General features: G+C 40.9%; 15 protein-coding genes. 6 read left to right on the top strand and 9 right to left on the bottom strand.

The genetic code is table 11. The features are described from left to right. Positions 1-51 precede the first annotated feature (51 nt). The 4 genes from FAY30_RS24130 to FAY30_RS24115 are packed head-to-tail and all read left to right on the top strand — an operon-like array spanning position 52 to position 4,328. On the top strand, positions 52-1,845 hold the full coding sequence (locus FAY30_RS24130; protein ID WP_149872226.1) for an ABC transporter ATP-binding protein: 1,794 nt from the start codon (positions 52-54) through the stop codon (positions 1,843-1,845). Beyond that, positions 1,842-2,789 (top strand): carbohydrate kinase family protein, encoded by a 948-nt coding sequence (locus FAY30_RS24125; RefSeq protein ID WP_149872225.1) that lies wholly within the window; start codon positions 1,842-1,844, stop codon positions 2,787-2,789. The genes FAY30_RS24130 and FAY30_RS24125 overlap by 4 nt, the downstream gene beginning before the upstream one ends. Next, positions 2,786-3,907 (top strand): SIS domain-containing protein, encoded by a 1,122-nt coding sequence (locus FAY30_RS24120; protein ID WP_149872224.1) that lies wholly within the window; start codon positions 2,786-2,788, stop codon positions 3,905-3,907. The genes FAY30_RS24125 and FAY30_RS24120 overlap by 4 nt, the downstream gene beginning before the upstream one ends. Before the next feature lie 16 nt (positions 3,908-3,923). Beyond that, a complete protein-coding gene (locus FAY30_RS24115; protein ID WP_149872223.1) occupies positions 3,924-4,328 on the top strand; it encodes a secondary thiamine-phosphate synthase enzyme YjbQ in 405 nt (134 codons plus the stop codon). A 257-nt stretch (positions 4,329-4,585) separates the two neighbouring features. Here the strand turns inward: FAY30_RS24115 and FAY30_RS24110 are convergent, their stop codons facing one another. From FAY30_RS24110 to FAY30_RS24095, 4 genes are all read right to left on the bottom strand, one after another. Next, positions 4,586-5,353 (bottom strand): hypothetical protein, encoded by a 768-nt coding sequence (locus FAY30_RS24110; RefSeq protein WP_149872222.1) that lies wholly within the window; start codon positions 5,351-5,353, stop codon positions 4,586-4,588. Positions 5,354-5,454: 101 nt separating this feature from the next. After that, positions 5,455-6,555 (bottom strand): AAA family ATPase, encoded by a 1,101-nt coding sequence (locus FAY30_RS24105; protein ID WP_149872221.1) that lies wholly within the window; start codon positions 6,553-6,555, stop codon positions 5,455-5,457. Further along, positions 6,542-7,735, bottom strand: a complete 1,194-nt coding sequence (locus tag FAY30_RS24100; protein ID WP_149872220.1) for a DUF262 domain-containing protein — start codon at positions 7,733-7,735, stop codon at positions 6,542-6,544. The genes FAY30_RS24105 and FAY30_RS24100 overlap by 14 nt, the downstream gene beginning before the upstream one ends. Before the next feature lie 397 nt (positions 7,736-8,132). Then, positions 8,133-8,309 (bottom strand): hypothetical protein, encoded by a 177-nt coding sequence (locus tag FAY30_RS24095; protein ID WP_190284757.1) that lies wholly within the window; start codon positions 8,307-8,309, stop codon positions 8,133-8,135. A gap of 576 nt (positions 8,310-8,885) precedes the next feature. Between FAY30_RS24095 and FAY30_RS24090 the strand changes: the two genes are divergently transcribed. Then, the gene (locus FAY30_RS24090; RefSeq protein ID WP_223820839.1) at positions 8,886-9,809 is read left to right on the top strand and encodes a GNAT family N-acetyltransferase; all 924 of its coding nucleotides are present in this window, start codon (positions 8,886-8,888) and stop codon (positions 9,807-9,809) included. A 260-nt stretch (positions 9,810-10,069) separates the two neighbouring features. After that, positions 10,070-12,589, top strand: a complete 2,520-nt coding sequence (locus tag FAY30_RS24085) for a right-handed parallel beta-helix repeat-containing protein (protein WP_190284756.1) — start codon at positions 10,070-10,072, stop codon at positions 12,587-12,589. A gap of 36 nt (positions 12,590-12,625) precedes the next feature. Here the strand turns inward: FAY30_RS24085 and FAY30_RS24080 are convergent, their stop codons facing one another. From FAY30_RS24080 to FAY30_RS24060, 5 genes are all read right to left on the bottom strand, one after another. Then, positions 12,626-13,951, bottom strand: a complete 1,326-nt coding sequence (locus FAY30_RS24080; protein WP_149872218.1) for an ABC transporter substrate-binding protein — start codon at positions 13,949-13,951, stop codon at positions 12,626-12,628. A gap of 141 nt (positions 13,952-14,092) precedes the next feature. Then, positions 14,093-15,394, bottom strand: a complete 1,302-nt coding sequence (locus FAY30_RS24075) for a Gfo/Idh/MocA family protein (protein WP_149872217.1) — start codon at positions 15,392-15,394, stop codon at positions 14,093-14,095. 34 nt (positions 15,395-15,428) lie between these two features. Beyond that, positions 15,429-16,547 carry a type I phosphomannose isomerase catalytic subunit gene (locus tag FAY30_RS24070; protein ID WP_149872216.1) on the bottom strand — a complete coding sequence of 373 codons (1,119 nt, stop codon included), beginning with the start codon at positions 16,545-16,547 and terminating at the stop codon, positions 15,429-15,431. 638 nt (positions 16,548-17,185) lie between these two features. Further along, positions 17,186-18,301, bottom strand: a complete 1,116-nt coding sequence (locus tag FAY30_RS24065) for a glycoside hydrolase family 88/105 protein (RefSeq protein WP_149872215.1) — start codon at positions 18,299-18,301, stop codon at positions 17,186-17,188. A gap of 198 nt (positions 18,302-18,499) precedes the next feature. Continuing rightward, positions 18,500-19,840 carry an ABC transporter substrate-binding protein gene (locus FAY30_RS24060; RefSeq protein WP_149872214.1) on the bottom strand — a complete coding sequence of 447 codons (1,341 nt, stop codon included), beginning with the start codon at positions 19,838-19,840 and terminating at the stop codon, positions 18,500-18,502. Between the last annotated feature and the right edge of the window lie 25 nt (positions 19,841-19,865).

Genomic DNA, 19,865 nt, shown 5'->3' with positions numbered 1-19,865 from the left:
TATCTATTTAAGTGAATTTTAACTATCAATTTTTTCTTGAAAGGAGCTAGTATGCCAATCGTTGAATTGCAAAACATCAGCTGGAAATACAATTCTAATGATCCGCAAGTGCTTAGTGATATTTCATTAGATGTGAATCAAAAGGAATTCATTGGCATTATGGGTCCAACCGGTGCAGGTAAGAGTACACTATCTCTCGTTATACGTGGATTAATTCCTGACTTTTTTGAAGACGGAATATTAACTGGAAAGGCTGTTGTTTCTGGAGTTGAAGTATCAGCCAGTTCTCCTAACTTAATCGTTAATTATGTTGGTAGTGTATTTCAGGATGCATCAAGTCAGATTCTTGGTACGACAGTTTTTGATGATATTGCTTTTGGGCCATGTAATCTAGGTCTGCCAAAGGAAGAAGTGATTAGCAGGGTGAATACGTATATTGATAGGCTTAATCTAAAGAAAAAGTTAAATAGAAAACCTGATTCGCTTTCGGGAGGTGAGACTCAACGCCTTGTTTCTGCAGGAGTATTATGTATGGAACCCCTAGTGCTAGTTATGGATGAACCAGCAGCTGAGCTTGACCCCAAGGGCCGCAATGAATTGTGTGAGATATTGGATGATCTTCGACAGGGTAAAGATATTACAGTTGTGCTTATTGAACAGGATCCAGAACTAATTGCCCAATATTCTTCTAAAGTTGCTCTTATGAGTGAAGGGAAAATAGTGTCGTATGGACCAAGCAGGGAAGTTTTTAACGATGTAACGATGTGTGAGAAAATTGGAGTCGCCCCACCTGAAATGGTTAGACTTGCTAACGAACTTAAGAGGATATCCGGAATAACTTTTTCGGAATTACCATTAACCCCAAGCGAGATGTACAGTAGTTTACTAGGGAAAATGGGTATCACAGTTGAGATTGAATCTAAAAGTAATTATGAGGAAAAGCTATATCATTATTTACCATTTAAAAAAAATGAAAAGCCATTATATCAGTTTGATCATGTTATTCATACCTTTGAAACTCCTGGTGGTCCATTTAATGCTTTAGATGGCGTTTCACTGAATATTTATAAAGGTGATTACATCACTTTCATTGGAACAAATGGTGCTGGAAAAAGTACATTAACGAAGCACATTAATAATATATTATCTCCAACCAGTGGGCGTGTTCTTTTAAAAGGGGAAGATATTCAAGGCCGGGATACTTCTGACTTTCTATCTGAAGTAGGTTACTGCTTCCAAAATCCAGACCATCAGATATTTTCCAATACAGTTAAGGAAGAAGTAGCTTATGGATTAGTAAACCTAGGTCTTGAACAAGAGGTAATTGACAGAAGAGTGGATGAAATACTTGATTTACTAGATTTAAGTGAAATAAAGGATGAGAATCCATTTAACCTTGGGAAAGGAGAGCGCCAAAAGATAGCAATAGCCTCTACTGTAGTAATGGAACCTGAATTTTTAGTTATCGATGAACCTACAACTGGTCTAGATTGGTTTGAAAGTAAGAAGATATTAGAACTAATTGAGAGGCTGCATAAAAGAGGGATGACCATTCTAGCCGTAACACATGACATGCGGATTGTTCGAGAATACTCCTCACGTGTGGTTGCCATGCATCAAGGGAATATTGTATATGATGGTGATGTCACTGGTCTTTTAGATTACAAGGAATTATTTGAAACTGCGAATATTAGCCTTCCCCCTATTCTTGAATTATATCATAAGCTTAAACAAAGGCTTCCAATGATTGCGGGTGAAAATGTAAGGACCATTAATGATATGGCAGATTTAATCGTAAAACTTATGGATAATCATAAGAAGATTCTAAAGGGTGATCATTTATGAATGAAAATTCTGAGGTTGTCGTGATTGGTGATATTTTTGCTGATATGATTTCACGTGTTATTAGCTATCCTTCCAATGGAGAGGGGACATACGGTACCCCCTTAGAAAGAAATGGCGGAGGCACTGGTGGTAATGTTGCTGCAGGCCTTGGAACATTAAAGGTGCCAACAACAATGATTTGTCGTTTAGGCAATGACGAAACTGGCCGATTTCTTAAGGAGGATTTGGCTAAGTATGGGGTAGATACAGGCGGAATTGTCCTTGATTATGATACACCTACAGGAACGGTTGTTATTACCGTAGATCCACAGGGAGAACGTACGATATTTGTATTTGCTTTAAATTCAGCATACGGAAAGCTGAACATTAGCGATGTTGATATTATAGAAAAAATACAACCTAAGGCTATATTTTTAACAGGGGTATTGCTAGGTTTAGAAATTGCGGAAAATACTATTTTTGAAGTGGCGAATAAATGGAAGGGAAGAGCGAGACTTTACTTTGATCCAAATCTGCGTCACCCTACTAATGCTGTTCCATCATCTATTCGGGATTCGATGCAAAGGATGTCTAAATTATGTGATGTGGTCCTGACTGGAAAATCAGAAATGGGAGCTCTGGGGCTTTATCCTCAGGAAGAACAAGTTTTCATTGTGAAATGCGGGAAAGAGGGATCATATTCACTAGATGGTAATGGACAAACAGTATATACTGTTCCACCCACTTCTCATATCGCAATTGATGCTACTGGAGCTGGTGATACCTTTGCCGCTGCATATATTTCAGCTGAACTAAAAGGATATGGTGTAAAAGAATCAATGGAGTTCGCCACCATTGTAGCAGGTATTTCTGTTACAAGAAATGGAGCAAGAAGTATGCCGGGTATTGATGAGATTAAACAATTTTATCAAAATAAACAGCTTAAAGGAGAACTGCTTTTATGAGTAAATGGTATGAAAATTATTACTTTCCTAACGAAATCCTTGAACAAGCGGAGGCAATTCAGAATTGTATAAGTGCTCTCTCAGATGATATTAAGAGTATTAGCACAGATAATCATGATATTGATGAGATCCATATTGTTGGCTCTGGTGACTGTTATTTTATTAGTATCGCGGCTGCTGACGCATTTAAAAAGCTGGCAGGTATACGAGCAACAGGATACGAAGCTTATGATTATTATTTAAATAAACCCTTGATTTCAACAAAAACAATGGTCATTCTATTCAGCTCTTCAGGTAAATCCTTATATGTACTTAAATCATTAGATTATGCTTCAGAAAGTGGAGCTATAACGATTGGAGTTACAAATCATGCGGATAGTCCTTTAGGCTCTACCTGTACAATTCCATTAGTAACTTTAGCTACAGGGATTTCTAAGTCCTTCCCATCTAAAACAACCACGAGTGCACTAGCGTTGTATTACCAGCTTGCTATTGAATTAGGTGTCCGGAAAGGGAAGATTTCTGAAGGTGAAGAGTCTGCGTTAAAAGAAGAATTGTCAGTGCATGTGCCAGAAATGATTCGTAAAATTTATGAAACTGAACACCAAAAGTTAATTGATGCTTCTCAAATGTTCCTGGATGCTAGAAAGTATACTTTTGTTGGCAGCGGCCCTAGTCGAGCTTCCGCATTAATTGGTGCTGCCAAAATAGTTGAAACATCACGAGGACATGTAACTTTTTGCAATGCAGAAGAATATCTTCATCTTTATGGATTTTCAGTTAAGAGCCCAGATGCAGTAATTGTTATTGGCAATAATATATCTGATCATAGGGAAGTCCAAGTTGTTGAATATGCGCAGAATCAATGTGCAAGGGTCCTAGTTATCGGTGATGTTTTAGTAGAAAATCCAAGTATCAATACCATACAGGTTGCACCTTTTCTAAAGACTTTATCCCCATGGGGTGTGACCCTAGCTTCAATGGTTATATTGCACTTGTTTGCATCTGAACTTTCTCATAAAGCATATAAAGACCCTGATATTCCGCATGATGTGGATCTAAAGCACGTTATTAATTTGCTTTATACTGGTCCTGTTGCCGGTTGGCAGGTAGATTAAAGGAAGGCTGGTGTAAATGATTAAACATAAACTACATACTGACACTCATGGAGTCCTCGATATCACGAGAACAGTAGAATCATATGTAAAACAGTCCAATGTACAAACCGGATTATGCTGTGTATATGTTCCGCACACAACTGCAGCATTAACTATTTATTCTGGGGTCGACCCATTGGGCCTGATGGATTTGAACGATGCAGTAAAATCACTTGTACCTACAAGAACAGATTTTCATCATCAGTGTGATACTCCTACCGATGCTGCCGGCCATATTAAAGCATCATTAATTGGACCTTCTATAACGTTTGTTATTGAAGAAGGAAAATTAATGCTTGGAAATTCCCAAAGTATTTATTTCTTTGAATTTGACGGACCAAGAGACCGGGAAATATATATACAAGCGATTGGTACTAATTAAGCACTGACTGCATATAATTCAAGCACCCTTATGGGGTGCTTTTACATATTTCGAAGTCAACGAATAACGTAGGGCCGGTTTAGGCCTCAGATCTGTTATTTTCAAAGCAGTACTAAACACTATTTATGGATCAGACCCCATGCCGCTAGTTTCATTTGCCCCGCCTTTTTTTAATACTGAGATCAAATCATATTAATATGATTGAAAGCTTGTTTTAGGCCTCCTGCTTTGCTGAAGGGCAAGGAATAGATTTTTAACTATAAATGCTCCCCAATATGTCCAATTAAAATCTTCTCTCCGCCTCTAACATGGGCATGGCCCCAATGAAAATAAATACGTTCGCCAGAATGCTTTTTGAATAGTTTGGTATGTGGTGCGCAAATAATTTTAATTAAACCGCCTGAATCACTAGGAAAGTCAAAGCAAAGGTATTTCTTTTCGTAGTCAGGATCCCCCTGGGGTGAACAGTGAATATTACCAATTGTGCCTAAATGCTGTAAAACCACATTTTCACTTTGATGTTGAAACTCTAAAAATAATCGGCGACCATGATCATTCAAAACGTTTAAGTGTAGAATAACTTCTCCCCGATAATCACGAAACGGTTTAAATCTTTTAATGGTTTGATGAACCCGTTCATGAATATATAGCTGAGGAAAACAGTTTTTGCATTCTTCCAAGAACACCGAGGTATCCTCAACAAGTTCTAAATAGAATCTACGTGCATCTAAACAGCGTTCAGGATGATGTATCAGAAGATGTTTATTTATTTTAGGATCAGTCCACGGATGAAAGGCTAGTAAAGCTACAGGTTCCTGGTAGTCGCTGTTCTGTAATTTTTCTATCCTTTGTTGTTGGATTTCCTTTTCTTCCTCTTGCATTTTCCGTAACTTAAGTTGGATAGCTTTCTTTTCATCACGCATTGTCTCGCCACTATAAAGCCACTCCGCTAATGATTGCCCTTCGAATAAGATTTGATCATACAAATCCATTGTATAGAAAACTGCTTCATCCTCAGCGAGCATTTCAAGTACTTCTATGAAAGTTTGTAATTGTGAAATGGTAGAGTTTCGGTCAATTGCATGCTTTTGATCAAATGATTCCGAAACTAGTAGATACGTAATGTTCATTGCTGTTTCTTAATCCTTAATAGTTCAAATAGATCCTTTTCTTCCTGATCAAAAAATCCCTTTGGCCAAGTGGAGAGTTCTCCATTTGGTTTTATTTTTATTTTCTCAGTTTGAGTAAGACCTTCTTTTTGCGAGAAGAAATACACTAGCCCTGTTTCTGCTTTCTTCTTTAATGCTAGTTGCAATCTCATTCCGTTCACAACATGCTCACTATGAGTTTCTACCATAACTTGGACACCTGCCATACTGACTAATGCTAAGAATTGCCCCATTCGAGATTGGCTATAAGGGTGCAGGTGTGCTTCTGGATTCTCGACAATAAGTAATCCTTGGTTTTCAGTTGCGGCAAGAAGACCGGAAGTAATAATGGGTAGTGCATAAGTGATACCAAACCCAGTGGATGTTGGTGAAATGTATTCTCCTAAATCAGAGTTACTATATTGAATGGTCACCATATCTACGTCCGGTAGAGGTTTAACTTGCAGACGAAAATCAGGTATCAGTAATTGCATCCAGGCTTCCACTTGGGTGGAGAAGCGAGGGAGGGCGGTTTCTGCTTTTAGTATCTCGTGAACAACAAGTGACTTTTGATCAGCGCGATCAATTGCATGATTGACATACTCCCCTTGATAGCCAGTGGTCAGTAAACTGCCTGGATTAAACGGCAACCCTTTTCTTGGCCCTAGCCTTTCTGCATGAAGATAATGAAGTGCTACATTTTGAAAATTAAGGTCAGCGGATGAAAGAGATTTTTCGACTTGTAAACTATATGGATGGTCAATAGGATCCACTTCATATGTATACGTTAATCGATTGACATCTAATTCAAGTTGAATTTGTATATGATTATGTTCGTGCATGAAGGAACGGACATTTTCTGCCCTTCCTAGTGATAAATGGTATGAACCATTTAATTCAACTTCCCAGCGATTAAATCGGTGAATATTTTCAAAGGTTTGCTTCGCCAGTAATAGTGCTTGGACCATGCTTGATTTTCCTACCCCATTGGGACCTGTGAATAAGGTAATAGGAGCTAAATCTATTTGGGCATTTTTAATGCTTTTAAAGTGGGTTATAGAGATCTTATTGAAAATCAAGGCGTAACTCCTCCCAGCAGTGTCTTGTTAAATTGAAATTCATGTCCACTCTTGGGGCAGCATTGGTTCCGATCGTAAGAGCATTCGAGTAGTCCTCATTCGTTTCAATTAAATTAGCTAATGTATAAACGGCATTTTTAGATGCAAACTCGTTTATTGTTACCTTCAGTCCGGGTTCGGCAAGAAGTACACTCCATGAAGTAAATAATGATTTGTTGATCAACTTGCGGCGCACGGGTTCGTTTAATTCAGATGACTTATACTTCCGAAAGGCATATTCCCCAAAAATTCCACTTGCGTTATTCATGGCTTGGGTAAAGGCCTTTTCTATTTCTGTCAGTTTTGATTCATTCATGCTATTTAGCTTTTCAAAACCTCGATCTAAGAATAGTTCCAAATCGCTTTTATGATATTCTAACTCATTTGTGTCATAGTTATATGCTAGATAAAAGGCAATAAAGCGCAAAACAAGTTCCTGTGCAGCCATTCTCGTGTCGTTTACTCCACCGTCTGTAGCTTTGAGAAAAGAGTTGGAGTGTGCCAATTTTTTAAGAAAATCACGAATTCGCGGTTTTGCAATCGAATTTCGGATTTCTTGTGCATTTAGTGAGACGCCACCAGTATTGATCCGTCTAAATAAATCGTACTTCACTTGTGAAGGAGTTCTAGCATCAATAACGTTTACAGCTAATTGAGTCATATAGATTCTACTAACATATTTGGCATCCAAATCTTTGAAGGATTTACCGTCACAGGAATCTTGGAGATATTGAAGACCTTTTAGTTTAAAATCACCATTTAAGAATTCATTGATGGTTGAAAGTCGTTGTAATCCGTCGATCACATGAAGGACTGAGTCTTCGTCTTCATAAAAATAGAAGGCAGGAATGGGAATTCTTAACATTAAGGATTCTATTAACAGTGATTTTCTTTTGATTTCTTTCCACACTTTGTTTCTTTGAAAATCTGGATAAAGATTTAGTAGGTCAAGATCGATTAATTCCTTCATGTACTTTAAAGAGAGCATACGCTGTTCGATACGAATCTTTTCAGCATCAAAGGGGACCTCTGTTTGCTGCTCATCTTCAAGAAGGACTTCATACTCCACGCCGAATGATTCTTCTTTAATTTTATCAATTTCATCATCAATATTATCTCTTGTAAAGTCAAATTGACTCATATACTTCCCCTCCAAAAGAGACAAACTTTTTCAACTGTGTGTAATTGGCACGTAGTTTCTCTCACATAATGTCTGTATCTTCATTATATCCATTAATGTGGTATAAGAGGTATTAATCGATATAAAATTCCTTCATTTGCTCTATAATTTTCTACTAATGACTAACTCCAATTTTATATTAATTTCAAAATGCTAAATATTATTAAAACTTCTATCATACCAGATTCATAAAAGCTTGATTAAAAGCTTAGATAATAGAATTTTTTCTCTATTATTTCTTAAAAGTCTTGTTATTATACATAAATTTACAGCGAGTTAGCCCCTACTCCGCTGTATTAAAAGAGACTGATATTGAGCTTGACTCTCTAAATGAATGAGAATCAATCCATCCTCACCCTTAAATATTCGTCTCAACTAGAAGATCAATCCGGTATTTCTCATCTTTTGTAACATCCGTGACGAGCTCTTCCGATAAAAAACGGAGATTCTGCAAGTCCAAATCCTCATATACCTTTGGAAAAAATAACAAAATAAATTCTTCAAATAAACAGTCATGATCAATGTTAGCGGACATCGTTACCCTCCTTTTTTCTTGGCACTGGAAACTAAATGCGGGAAGATAACACCTCTCTTTCGACTAAGATTTTTACCAAATAGAATATTCAGCACTCCCCTTTACATTCCTACCAAATTTGTTCATAAATATTGTCAAATTGAAGAACAAAATAAAAACAGAGTGGCTGACTTTTTGATAACTTTCATGAAGCTATGGGGTCAGCCCCCAGATACTACAGACTTTTATTGACCAGGGTCCAGATTTCACCATTATTTATAGGCAGTTGGAAGGAATAGTTCAAGATTAGAGCGGCTAAGGTTAATTTCAAACAAACGTTTGAATAGTATAGCATATAAGGAATTAAGTCGAATGTATGTCGCTTAAAGAAGAAAAGTTTCCCCTTTGCCGCATTTTATAAAGAAACTATCTTAAAATGTGAAAATATCCTCCAAAATTCAATTTTGGAGGCATTTTTGATGTTTAAAGGTCAAAAACAGCCCTCAAAAGTGAAATTGACGAGTTCGATTTTCAACGCCAAACCCGCTATCTTAAAGGTGCCGGAAACGAAAACTAGCGGTTAAAGGGCGGTACAATATGATGAATTTGAAATCAGGCAACATTGAGGGCTTTGAACAGTTTTCGCAATTTGAGAGTTTACAAGAGTTTAATCAACATATGGAATGGTGGCTGCTGGAGCATAAGAAGGATTTTTCAAAAGGGGAGCTAGTCGGCTTAAAGCGGCTGGTTCGTTTTGCTGCGAAAATCCCTGGGGTGTGCAATGCGAAGATTGGCACGATGTTAAAAGCGATTCATCAAGAGTACAGGAATAATGGCATTTCCCGTTCGACATTTAAACGGATGATCGGGAAGGCGAAGGATGTAGGGATTTTCACGGTCTATGAAACGGAACGCACAAACGGCTCCCAGTCGAGTAATCTCTACGTGTTCAATCGTTTTCCAGTCAGTGAACCACCTAAACAACAAACGATGAACCACCCAAAAGAAACTATTAATCTTTTAAAAACTGAAAAAGATCAAGAGATAAAAAAACGTAAAGAAGAACCGTCTACATTGGACCATACCTTTGTGAGCAGCCGTGTACCAAAGCCCTTTGCAGAATTTGTTAAATGTTTCTTCGACGATGCGAAAGTAATCGAAGACTATTGGCGTATGGTTCATATTCTTGCTTTTGACTATAAACTCCATGAAGAAACAGAGACCATCGTTGATCTAGCCATTGATTCCTTCCGGCAATTAGTCAGAAAACTAAAGTTTACCAACGTCGTCAAAAAGCCCATTGCCTACTTTTACGGGATCTTAAAAGAGAAGTTCTATCTGTATTATGATAACTTGTGCGACGAAAGGATGGCAGCTGAGCCTAGGAAAGATGATGAAAAGGTTCTTTATGAGATTGGCGGAGAATTCTATGAGTGGGACTGGCTGAATGGGGAAGACGTGAAAAAAGTTCAACCGCCTCAACAATTTACAGCGCGGATCGTACAGGTGGCAGATCACTAATCAGCTAAGGTTTAATCCAGTAAAGCATGAGAGATTGCTTCATCGTCTTCATGCACTCCGTATTTAGTTAAAATATCAAACAAAGTTCTAAAAATTTTGAATTATAAAGGTTCCCTAGATGTCTTATACTCTTCTAGAGTTACAAAAATAAGGCTAGAGGAGTTGATTAGTCGAAAGCGCTTACTAAGATGTTGGTGATGGTACTTTCTTTGGTTATGGTTGTGAGTGCAATTCCTGGGAGGATTTTTGCTGAGGAGGAAATGAAACAAAGCGGGGACAGCTCGCAATTAAAATGGGAAAGTATCTCGTTTGGTCAGTCTACTGATTTAAATTTTTCCGCCAATGTTCTGCCTCATAAAATTGGCACCAATTACGCGAAACCAGAGGTGCCTGGGAGCATTGATGGGGCGATAACATTGGAAAGCCGCGGCGGAAAACTGGCACCTGGCCACGATGGATTAACGTTCTATTACACGAAGCTCAACGCGAAAACGGATAACTTTGTTCTTGAGGCCGATCTTACCATTGAACAATTCGGGCCGGAAACTGGTGCTGCACCGAACGGTCAGGAAAGTGCGGGAATCATGGTCAGAGACGCCATTGCTGCACCAAGGCAGGACCCGATGATAATAGGGTACGAAGAGGTTCCGGCTGCTTCGAATATTTTTGGTGTCGGCATGATGCGCCACGGAATCAGCCCAATCTATCGGACGGGAGTCGTGTATCCATGGGGCAATTTAGGCAGTCAGTTAAAAGCGACTGGATTTACAACGGATCCAGCCTATACTCTGCCAATTGGAACACCGGTCAGGGTCAAATTAGAAAGAACAGACACAGACTTTATCATGTCAACCACATTCCTACATTCTTCGGAAAAAAAGACGTTTGAGACTCGGGTGAAAGGGGCCGATTTGGTACAAGTCCTTGACCCCGACCATATGTATGTTGGTTTTTACGCAGCAAGAAATGCAAAGATGACGGTGAGGAATGCGAGCTTGACGCTGAGTGAAGCCCATACCGTTCCAACACCACCGGCACCGCCGGCGAAAGAAAATGCCGTAATGAACATTGTTTCCGCACCGGAATCAGGCTCTGCCGATTATAAACTGAGAGTGCTTGCAAACTATGATGGCACGATTTCTATATCGAAAGACGGAAAAGAGGTCGCAGGCAAGACAGCCGTTGTGAGGAATGAAGTATATTCCTTCGACACCAACTTGGAAAACGATCTCACTGACTTTACCGTTGTTTATACGCCAATAGATGCACCATCGACGGCCGCGATTACGAAAACCATTAAAGTAACGAAAAAGATTTTTAACAGTGGAAAAGGGTTATTTGTTTCTCCAAATGGAACCAGCACTGGAAAGGGTACGATAGCGAGTCCAATGGATTTAGAAACAGCGATTAAGTACGTTCTGCCTGGTGAAACGATTTTTATGAGGGAAGGAACCTATACACCTTCGGCCATGCTGAACATTAAAAAGGAATACAGTGGCTTAATGGATCAAGTGAAAACGATTGCTGCCTATAATGGTGAAAAAGTAACCATCGATGGCCAAGGAAAGCTTGCTAATGTGATTCAGCTGAATGCCGATTACTGGCATGTGGCGGGATTTCATATCACGGGAGCCGCAACTAACGGTATGCGGGTGAGTGGTGACCATAATGTGGTCGAGCAAATGCTTTTCAACTTTAACGGTGATACAGGCCTGCAAATCAGCGGAAGCGGCACAAACCCGGATCTATGGCCAAAGTATAACCTGATTCTTAACTGCGAATCACATGATAACCGCGACCCACGTGATGAAGATGCAGACGGATTTGCCGCTAAATTAGGGGTTGGCGAAGGCAATGTGTTTAAAGGGAATATCGCCCATCACAATATTGATGACGGTTGGGATTTATATAACCGGACAAATGAAGGCGCCAATAAGCCGATCACCTTAGAAGGGAATATTGCCTATTCGAACGGAAAGCTGAGCAACGGCTATAACAAAGATGGCAATATGGGCAATGGTTTTAAACTTGGCGGTGAAGGTCTTCCTGTCGCGCATATCGTTCGCAACAATCTTTCTTTTGACAATAACATGGACGGGTTTACCGACAATTTTAATCCGGGTAAAATGATTGTTGAAAACAATACTTCTTTTAATAATAAGCGCTTTAACTATGTGTTCCGGATCAATCCATATTTCACGGCTGAAGAGCAGGGGATTTTCAAAGGTAACCTTTCCTTCAGGACCAAGACAGGTGCATTAGCAGATTTTATTTCTGGTGTAGTGGATGAAACAAATTTCTTCTATAACGGATCAGAATCGGTGAACAGTAAGGGAATGACTGTAACGAAGAAGGATTTTGTCAGCCTAGATACCCCTGCCGCCTATTCGCGCTCTAAAAAGGGGAACATCCAATTTGGCGATTTCCTTCGATTGGCCCCTGCCAGTGCCCTCAATAAGGCAGGTTCAGGACAAAGCTATGTTGGCGCACTGGAAGCAAATCCGTTGTCCATTAAGGTAGAAGGCCCTGATTCCTTGAAAGAGGGAGAGACAGGAAAGCTTGTTGTAAAGGGAATCTATGCGGATGGTTCTAGTAGAACATTGACGGACGATGTTAAGTTTACTAGTAAGGACTCAGCCATGGCAATGGTAGAGGACGACGGTTCCATACAAGCAGGTACTAAGGGAAAAACGAAGATTATGGTGAGTTATCATGACTTGAAAGCGGAGCATTCGATTCATGTAAAACAAATGCCACCGGGGCAGAAAAAGAAACAATAGCCATTCTATTAGTAAGGAAATAAAGCAGGGGACGGTTCAACTGTCCCCTGCTTCATATTGCTTTTGTGCCTCATTGATCGCATTTGCCCATTGGTCCAATAGTTCTTCTACTGTCATGTTCCCGCTTAATGCGGCTTGAATGCTAGGGTCCACGATGGTATATAGGATTCTGCTATATTCCGGCAGGTAGAAGGGTGGCTCATAAAGGGTTGTCTCCGGATTCCTATAGACGGTCGCAGCCGTCGCAATGTGAGGAGCCTTCTTTACCCATTCTTCGCTGAGTACATCCGCGTTTGTCGGAATTTGACCCACCATTCGATTCCAATAGCTTTGTGCGTATTGGGAATTCATGAATTGAATAAACTTCCATGATTCCTTCGGGTGCTTCGTCCCTTTAAACATACTCATCCCGATGGCATTCCCGGCTTCTGCTGTATAGTGACCCCTAACGGATTTGGGCAATGGTACTGCCTGGAATTGATCGGATGTTAACATTTCACTATGCTCGGCATAGGAGCCCAGGTTATGCTGAACCATAGCGGCATCGCCTGTATCGAATCTGGTAATCATCGCTTTATAATCGTTAGTAATATCACTCTTTGGTGTGTATTGCTGATACAATGCTACATATCTTGTTAAGAATTCGACATGCTTTGGATCATTAATGGTACTTCGCCCATTGATCATAGCAGCTTGAATGCCAGAGTAGGCATACATCATCCGCTGTAACTGAAACGATCCGCCTGCACCGCCACGAATGGTGAATCCGTAGCGCTTTTTCGCCGGATCTGTTAAGATTTTCGCTGCCTGAAAAAATTCGTCCCATGTGTCGGGAGGATTGACCTGAGCTTCTTTAAACCAATCGGATCGAATCCAAAGGATATCAAGATTCTGTGTATAGGGAATGCCATATAATTTGTGGTCATCCACGATTTGTTTATTAAAATGAATCACTTCTTGATTGATTTTTTCCCGATCACTCCAGTTAGCAAAATAGGAATCCAGAGACAAAAGTGCGTTCCGAGAAGAATATTCCGGCAGCCAGCTTGTATAGACACTACCAACATCTGGTGTGTCCTCTGCAGCGATTGCTGCATCAAACGTTGCTTTTGCCGAATCTTTTGGTAAGCCCACATATTTCACATCGATGGTTGGATTTTCCCTTTCAAATCGGTTGATTAATTCTTTCCAAATGGGCGTTCGCTGCGGCCCTGAATTGTCATCCCAAAAAGTAATGGTGACTTTTTCTGTTATTGGGTTGGCGTTCTGCGAGGATTGTTCTTTCTCAAAGCATCCTGTCAGCAGGAATGAGACAGTGATGATCAAGGCTAGCACAGAAGCCGATACGTTCTTCCTTACCATTCGTTCGTTATCTCCTTTGATGCCATAAACTAATTCTTTCCATACCATGCCGTATTTTTGGGAAAAAGTCAAAGTTTTAGATAAAAGTAGAAAAAACATACGAAACGTCTTTTTATCGACTCTTCGTATGTTTTATAGATGTTATTTGGTTACCTGATAGTCATGGTGAAAAAGAAGTTCCTTAATGTTAATTGGTTTCTTCTCTTGAACGGATCGCCAGACTCCTTCACCGACTGCAATGGAGTAGGCACCGGCTTCGGAGCCGGCTGCGATTTGATAGCTGCGGGCTGGGTCAGGCCCCAGAAACAAGTCCTCTAATAAAATCGGATCGCCGCCGCCATGTCCGCCATCCGCTTTGACCAGTTCAATCTTTTCTTTTCCGCCGAACAGCGGGTAATACTCAATGGTTTGTTCCGGGTATTCAAAAGGAATACGTGAAGGTTCGTGGTATTCTGTTGTTTCAATTCTGCCTTTTGTTCCGTTGATCGCTAACCGGTATCCTTCATATGGGGCTGAAAAATGAACTGAATAACTGAGCAAGCTGCCGCCATCGTATTTTACGGTTGCCACATAGGTATCTTCAATGGAAATCTCCTCATCAAAAATACAGGCATCCGGCCGATAATGACTGTATGGAACGTCTTTTTCATATACGCCTGCTAAAAGATGATCGTCTCTAACAGAGGAAGTACCGCTTCTGGGATTCCAGCGTCTAAAATAACTACAGTTGTTTCTGACGTCGCAGGTGCCGCAGAACCGTCCCGATTCCTTTCGTGGATTCGATTCTCCGTTTGGCCCGTAGTAATGTAAGCTGCCGTAAGCAAACACTTCTTCTGGCTTTTGATCCAGCCACCAGTTGACGAGATCGAAGTGGTGGGTAGACTTATGAATCGATAATCCACCTGAATGTTCGCGATTGCGGTTCCAGCGTTTAAAGTAGCTTGAGCCATGGAAGGTATCAATATACCAATTGAGATCAACCGATGTCACTCGGCCAATTTTTCCTTCGAGGATCATTTCTTTAATTTTTCGATGAAACGGACTGTAGCGATAGTTAAAGGTAACCGTCACTTTTCCTTTGCTCTCTGCCTCGGCCTGCATGACCTTGTACGCATCTTCAGCGGTTGTCACCATCGGCTTTTCAGTGATGACGTCTACCTGTTTATTTAGTGCCCTTAGGATATAATCCACGTGTGTGTCGTCTCTGCCGGCGACAATCACAACATCTGGCTGTGTTTCATCAATCATTGTCTCGAATTGCTCGGGAGAATAGGTTGGAAGGTGTGCTAGTCCTGGAAATTGCTTTTTACAAATTGTAAACCGCAATGAGTCAGAATCTAGCAGACCTACAATCTCATGATCTTGTGAAAATTGATTGACTAATGGTTTAATAAACATTTGTAATGCTCGATTACTCACGCCGCAAATGACATATTTCTTCATATCTTATTCCTCCCATGTTTGAAAAAGGATGATTCTACACCTCAGGTCCAAAGAACCGTAAAGCTTTCACTGGTTCTTCACCTTGGTTAACGATTGAAAACTGGGAGACATTGGCCGGAATGAACAGCTGATCTCCTTGTTTAACTGACTGAACGTCTTCACCTGTGACAATGATGGCAGATCCGGAAAGGATGTATACTCCGGAAAACACGCCTTTTCCTAGAATGTCCGCCTTTTTCCAGACCTCAACCTGTGTCATTCTAAAATAAGGTGTTTGGTTGTAGCCGACCAGTTCGATTTCTCGATACCCTTCAGTTGCTGCTACTATGTCCGGAGCTACCCGCCATTTCGCCCATGTTTCTTCCCTTGGAAGCGTCTCGTATCTGAAAATATCAAACATTTTTTCAAAGCCGAGACCTTGATGGATGAGGAAATCATCAATTTGCAATCCGGAAGGGGAAACCTTCTCTAACCGGATGGTATAATCGGATGGCTCCTGAATTTCAATCAATAAACAGCCGGAGCCGATCGCATGGGGAATGCCCGCTTCGATTAAAAACGTATCACCAGGCTGCACTTCATATTTGTGCAGACAATCGAGCATGCCTTGGATATTTTGTTCCTTAAACAGGGCTTTCCATTGTTCTTTCGTTACACCGGGCTTAAAGCCAAGATGAACAAAGGGGGCCGCGCCATCTATTTCTCTGCCGCCAATGAAGTGCCAGCACTCTGTTTTACCATACATCGAATCAAATAATTCTCTCGCTTTCTCCCGGTCGGGATGGGCTTGCATGATCAACCGCTCCGCTGTGTCGATTACCTTCACTAGCACACCAGTCTCTATGCCGAATGTTTCCACCTGTTTTTTCCCTAGAAAGGCTTCAGGGTTTTTCTCAATGAGTTCCTTTAAACTTAAATCGATGCCGGGAACATCTAGCTTGCTTAGCCCTTCGTCCTGAATATGTTCACGTTCGGCGTTTCGGGTGGTAGAAATGATAGACATCATCCATTCTTCCGGATAATGACTATCCTTAGGGTTAGGATTTCCATATAATTCATCGATGAGTCTGCCACCCAAGTAGGTCCGCCACGACCTTGCAGGAGATAGCTTAATAGGCTGTGTTCCGTCCAGCTTAACAGTACGAATAGTCATTGGAGGGCCTCCTTTGTAAATTTTTTAGGTTCATTTCTAATAGATTGTTGCTTTTTTAGATTCGCTCATTGATTGGCAAAATTCGCTCATTGAACTGTAAATTCGCTCATTGAAGCTGTAAATTCGCCCATAGAGCACCATAATTCGCTCATAGACGGATTCTGTTGTTAAATTAATCACTAATTAATAGGGTTGAAGTGTATTTTTACATTGAAAATGGACTATTTATGAGTTTGCCTTTGATTATTAGCAACAATGTTACGAAAACAGCTTTTTTTAATAGATATTTATGACCAGTTTTGAGCTTTAGAAACGTACACTTGTTAGCCAAGTAACAAAACAGAAGATAGAAAGCTTCCATGTGACTGGAAGCTTTCGAACGAAGTGATGGATCTATTTTAAAAAATGTTGATTTTTTAGATTCGCCGATAGAACGCTATAATTCGCTGATAGAGCACTATAATTCGCCGATAGAACGCTAAAATTCGCTGATAGAACCATCAAATTCGCTGATAGAACGCCAAGAATCGCCGATAAATCAGCTTATCTTGCTAATAAGGTACAAATTCCACCCTTATTCGGAGTTCGAACGTGTTTTGAAAACAACATTCTTTACGAAAACAGTCTTTTTGTAACAACTATTGTCCGCTTTTATTCAGATCGTATAGAGCCATGCTCGCCAGGATAAAGGCACCCATTCCGTGCAGGTCGTTTTCTGAGGTTGGGCGGGAAACGTAGTAATCGTAGGTGCCTGCGCTCGTACCGATGACAATACCTTTTAAGGTAAAGGAGTCATCATCCGTTTCGACCATGTGCTGTAGTAATCCCGCATAGGCTTTCTTGGCAACTTCACGGTACAAGTCACTGACGATGCCTTTCTGAACCGCCTTGGCAATAAAATAGATGAATAGGGCAGAACAGGAGGATTCTAACCAATTGTCTGGACGATTGCCCTTATCAAGCACGTTATACCAAAGACCGGATTCCTGATCCTGGTGTGCGGCTACAGCCGGGATAAAGCTTTGCAGTGAGGTAATTAATTCCTCTTGGCCCCGTTTCTTGTCACCCAAAATCTCTAACAGGTCAATCAATGCCGTTCCATACCAGCCAACGGAACGTCCCCAGAAATCTGGTGAGCAGCCTGTTTCCGCATCGGCCCATGGCTGCACCTTTTTCTCGTCCCAGGCATGGTAGAGTAAGCCTGTTTTTGGATCGGTCATATTTTTTCTCATTAGACTTTCTTGGCGAAGAACCGTCTGGACTAATTCTGGTTCTTGGAACTGCTGGCTGTACAGGAGCATGAAGGGTCCGCCCATAAAGAGGCCGTCTAACCACATTTGGTAAGGATATTTTTCTTTATGCCAGAAGCCGCCCTCCGAGGTTCTATTTAATGTATCTAATGCACTTCTTAATCGTTTAGCGGCAATTAAATATTTTGGATGCTTGGTTTTTTCATAAAGAGGGAAGAGGAGAATCCCTGCCATTGTAGAGTCAAGCTCATCACGGGCAAAGCATACATTTCCTTCTTCATCTACCAGGCTATCAATATAGGCTTTGATGTACTCGAAGTATTCGTCCTTACCAGTCGCTTCCCAGACGCGCAGCATTCCATATAGGAAGACCCCTTGGTGATAATGAAAGTCTTTTACTGGTGGTAAGTCCTCGGCACGGAATTTGTTCATTAAGGCTTGGCAGGCTTTTTCTGCCATGGCTAATGGTGTTTCGATTCGAGTTTGTTCGGATGTGATTTCCATTGTACAGTCTCCTTTTTAAAAGATAGGATTAGCGCTCCAGGTGCTTCGCTTTCCGCGGGGCGGGCGGTGAGCCTCCTCGGCGCTAAAGCGCCTGTGGGGTCTCACCTGTCCCGCTGCTCCCGCAGGAGTCTCGCACCTTCCGCTCCAATCAACATAGTTAAAACTGAGTGTCAATAGCATCAACACTCAGCCGTTTGTTTATTTTTTAAATGTTTCGTCGTATTTCTTTTTGGAATCTTCGATTGCTTTTGCCCATTGGTCTAGGAATTCTTTTGCTGTCATTTTCTCGCTCATGACGGCTTGGACGCCAGGATCTACGACGCCATCAAGGATGGAGCGGTAATCTGGTAAATAAAATGGCGGCATATAAATTTTTGTATCTTTATTGTTATAGACATCAAAGGCGACTTTGATATGTTGTGCGTTTTGTACCCAGTCATCAGCTAAGACATCTTTGTTGGTTGGGATTTGACCGGTTTGTTCATTCCAGTAGCTTTGTGCTTCGGCTGAGTTAACAAATTCAACGAATTTCCAAGCGGCATCTGGATGTTTGGTTGATTTAAAGATCCCTAGGTTGACAGCGTTTCCACCTTCAGCCACATATTTTCCATCTTCTGTTGTTGGCAGTGGAATTAACTTGAAGGAACCTTCTGGCAATGCTTTACTGTGCTCCCCAAAAGAACCAGGGTTGTGGTGTACCATTGCAACCACACCTGTATCAAAGCCGGCAATCATTTCTTTATAGCCATTTGTGATGTCACTCTTTGGCGTTAGTTTATTGTAGTAAGAGAAATATTTCTCTACAAACTCTACGTGCTTCGGATCATTGATGTTGGGTTTCCCATCCTTGTCAAAGAAGTCTAAACCGCTATAAGCAAACATGGCTCTTTGGATCGTGAAGGAAGCGCCGGCACCGCCGCGAATCGTGAAACCAAAACGGTTATTCTCTTTATCTCTCATTTTTTCAATGAGAGTAAAGAATTCATCCCATGTTTTCGGCTCTTCTACACCTGCTTCTTGGAACCAGTCAGTACGGATCCATAAAGCATCCAAGTTTTGTGCATAGGGAATCCCATAAAGCTTGCCATCCTGCGTGATTTTCTTATTTACATCTGTTGCCGCTTTGTTCATCTTTTTGCTGATATCAGACTTATCGAAATACTTATCGAGTGGAAGTAATGCATTCCGAATCGAGAATTCAGGAAGCCATGTTGTTTGCATAGAGCCTACGTCTGGCATATCATCAGCTGCTATGGCTGCATCGTATTTTGATTTGGCCGAAGCATTGGGAATTCCCACGTACTCTACAGTGATATTTGGGTTCTTTTCTTCAAAGCGTTTAATTACTTCTTCCCATACAGGTGTACGGGCCGGACCTGCGTTTTCATCCCAAAATTGGAGTGTTACAGGTTCTTCGGTCTTTGGTGCTTCCTTTTTAGGGGTAGTGGCTGCTTTTTCTTCTCCGCCACAGCCTGTAAGCAGCATGCCGGTTGCCATTGTCAATGCAAGTACAGAGGTTGTCACTTTTTTCTTAAACATGGTATTGCCTCCCTTTTAAATGTTT

Origin of the sequence: Bacillus sp. S3, assembly GCF_005154805.1 — a bacterium.
GTDB lineage: Bacteria > Bacillota > Bacilli > Bacillales > Cytobacillaceae > Neobacillus.
The sequence above is the reverse complement of the archived record's forward strand: the minus strand, read 5'-3'. Positions and strand labels throughout refer to the sequence as shown.

What these genes read in the sequence shown, in the direction of transcription:
- FAY30_RS24090 (WP_223820839.1), top strand. Translation starts at nt 8,886, where the DNA reads ATGATGAATTTGAAATCAGGCAACATTGAGGGCTTTGAACAGTTTTCG.
- FAY30_RS24085 (WP_190284756.1), top strand. Translation starts at nt 10,070, where the DNA reads ATGAAACAAAGCGGGGACAGCTCGCAATTAAAATGGGAAAGTATCTCG.
- FAY30_RS24125 (WP_149872225.1), top strand. Translation starts at nt 1,842, where the DNA reads ATGAATGAAAATTCTGAGGTTGTCGTGATTGGTGATATTTTTGCTGAT.
- FAY30_RS24120 (WP_149872224.1), top strand. Translation starts at nt 2,786, where the DNA reads ATGAGTAAATGGTATGAAAATTATTACTTTCCTAACGAAATCCTTGAA.
- FAY30_RS24095 (WP_190284757.1), bottom strand. Translation starts at nt 8,309, where the DNA reads ATGTCCGCTAACATTGATCATGACTGTTTATTTGAAGAATTTATTTTG.
- FAY30_RS24100 (WP_149872220.1), bottom strand. Translation starts at nt 7,735, where the DNA reads ATGAGTCAATTTGACTTTACAAGAGATAATATTGATGATGAAATTGAT.
- FAY30_RS24065 (WP_149872215.1), bottom strand. Translation starts at nt 18,301, where the DNA reads ATGGAAATCACATCCGAACAAACTCGAATCGAAACACCATTAGCCATG.
- FAY30_RS24075 (WP_149872217.1), bottom strand. Translation starts at nt 15,394, where the DNA reads ATGAAGAAATATGTCATTTGCGGCGTGAGTAATCGAGCATTACAAATG.
- FAY30_RS24115 (WP_149872223.1), top strand. Translation starts at nt 3,924, where the DNA reads ATGATTAAACATAAACTACATACTGACACTCATGGAGTCCTCGATATC.
- FAY30_RS24070 (WP_149872216.1), bottom strand. Translation starts at nt 16,547, where the DNA reads ATGACTATTCGTACTGTTAAGCTGGACGGAACACAGCCTATTAAGCTA.
- FAY30_RS24130 (WP_149872226.1), top strand. Translation starts at nt 52, where the DNA reads ATGCCAATCGTTGAATTGCAAAACATCAGCTGGAAATACAATTCTAAT.
- FAY30_RS24110 (WP_149872222.1), bottom strand. Translation starts at nt 5,353, where the DNA reads ATGCTCGCTGAGGATGAAGCAGTTTTCTATACAATGGATTTGTATGAT.
- FAY30_RS24060 (WP_149872214.1), bottom strand. Translation starts at nt 19,840, where the DNA reads ATGTTTAAGAAAAAAGTGACAACCTCTGTACTTGCATTGACAATGGCA.
- FAY30_RS24080 (WP_149872218.1), bottom strand. Translation starts at nt 13,951, where the DNA reads ATGGTAAGGAAGAACGTATCGGCTTCTGTGCTAGCCTTGATCATCACT.